The 2,433-nt window shown below is 41.1% G+C and carries 1 protein-coding gene; it reads left to right on the plus strand.

All coding sequences use genetic code 11. The features are described from left to right. Positions 1-2,030: T9SS type A sorting domain-containing protein (locus ACEW8O_RS25180; protein ID WP_373497391.1), on the plus strand; the 2,030-nt coding region annotated here is incomplete at its 5' end. Positions 2,031-2,433 lie beyond the last annotated feature (403 nt).

Here is a 2,433-nt window from a genome sequence, read left to right on the forward strand (position 1 = left end):
GCAGGACCATGATTAATGCACGGACTATGGTCAATGCGCGGTCCATGGTCAATGGACGAACAATTATTAATGGTCGAACAATTATTAATGCCCGTACGATGCTGAATGGACGAACCATCATCAATTCAAGAACAATTATCAATAGCACCGGGGGTGATGGAGAAGAGGTGGAGGATAATACCTTGGTGATTTTTGGTGAAAAAGATCTGGAACTGGCGGAAGAAGGGGAAAATGAAATGATTGGGAAATATTATGACTTCGGTGCAGAAATAGAGGAAAATGATGATGATTTCAACCTTGAATTCTTCTCAGTAAATATGGTTACCGGAACGGATGTTGGTGCACATTTCATTATTCCAGGAACCTTTGAATGCCGAAACTGTTTTGTTTCCTATCTGCCGGCAGACCTCACCATTATTCCCGCTTCGCTTTCTGCAAAAACAACCGCCAATCCTGACCTGATTGAGTTTGGTGATACTGCACCGGAATATGCAACTGAATTTGAAGGGTTTAAAGTCAGCACCACGTTCCTTGATCCTGAGGGTAATGTTGTGACCCTAGTTGATGACCGGGAATCGGTAGTTACATCTGTTGATTATTCATTACTGAAAGAGGGAGGATCATTCCCAAGCAGTGGATTAATCTCTGCCGGTATTTATGAGGTTAATCCAAATATTAGCCTCATTGAGCCTTCTAATTATATTATAGGCACGATCACTAAGGGTCAGCTAACAGTAGAAAAAGCAACCCCAACCGTAGCCGTTACCGGAGGGACTTTTGAATATGACAGAAACCCCAAGGAAGCTACTGCATTTGCTTATGGAATAGATGGAATAGACGATATCCTTGATATAAACCTAATCACTTTAGAATATGAAGGAACTGGTAAGACCATCTATGGTCCCACTTCTTCAGCTCCTGTATTCCCGGGCACTTACCGAGTGATTGCGAATTTTGCAGGGAATGCAAATTATAACGCATCCAGTTCAGGGTATGCTTCGTTGATAATTGAAGGGTGTGTAAACGAAGCTCCGCAAATGGGTGATTTTAATACGGCAAAGGGGGCGGGTAATACCACTAATCCGGCAACCATAAAAAGGCCTTCCAATACCCAAATCGGAGATTTGTTGATTGTAGGTATAATGTTTGAAAAAGGTCAATCACCTTCCGTTACTCCTCCGGATGAGGATTGGGTACTAATTCAGCGGACCAATCAGCAGAACCATGTTGCGATGGTTACTTATTATAAAGTGGTGAAAAGCAACAATGAGCCGGAGACCTATGGATTCCGAATCAACCAAAGTCCGAAATGGACTATGGGGATTTCAAAAGTGAGCGGTGCTGCCATCAATCATCCAGATGGACCTATCGTTGCATTTAGCGGTGCATCAGGATCCCTGGCATTTATGGCCACAGCACCTTCCCTGACAACCAGTGATTGCAATACCATGGTGATGGTTTTCTACACCAATAAGAAAAATGCCACATGGACGCCACCAGCCGGGACCATAGAGGTTTATGATGATCCCAATAATCAGCAGGGTTTAACTTCTAATATGATGGCGTACTTTATACAAAGTGAACCGGGTGAAACGGGTAATTTGAGTGCCATTGCTTCTTTGAGTGAACACTGGGTGGCTCAGGCAATTGCAATACGGCCTCATGTGACCATCCTGGAATCTGCCAGGACAAAACCTTTGACCAGCGAAGCTGTGACTGAATTGTTTATTTTAGAAGAAATTTCCACGATTCAGCAAGACGAACCATCAGGTGAATTAAAAGCATATCCCAATCCCGTAAAAGACAGACTGAATCTTAGCCTAAGGGGTCTTGTTGAAGAAGAACCTAATGCGTCTTCAATGGTAATTTTGGATGTAATGGGAAGAAACTATCAATTGCCAGGAATATGGCATGAAAATGAGAGCCGTCTGGAGTTGGATTTCTCTCGGATGCATGTTGGGTTTTATATCATCAATATCAATACTATAAATGGGGTGAAATCAATCCGTGTGATCAAACATCCACAGTAAACGTAAAAATCCACAAAAAGCGAAAAAGAATGGTTCATTTTCATTCTTTTTCGCTTTTACCCAAATTCGGTCATTTTATTTAAATGGTCTTCATTGCGTGATTTCAATATTGGGCGAAAAACAGCATACTTGAAAATACAAACATTCCCGCTCTAGAATTAAATTGAAGTGATACCTAAGTACTGATTTAAATAAAAAGTGTATGGTTGCCATTAATTTTTCTGGGTATTTGATAAGGGTGTCAACGTCAAATCGGATAATAATATAGCAGTCAGCTGCTTGTCAAACTTAAGATGCCTTTTTGACAAGACCAAGACAGAAAGTCTGAATAAATAGGACTTAAGGCAGAATTTGTGAAGGATTTAAAACAGCTATCCACAGATAAATTTTTATCAGGATATTG

Source organism: Aquiflexum sp., from assembly GCF_041749095.1.
Taxonomy (GTDB): Bacteria; Bacteroidota; Bacteroidia; order Cytophagales; family Cyclobacteriaceae; genus Aquiflexum.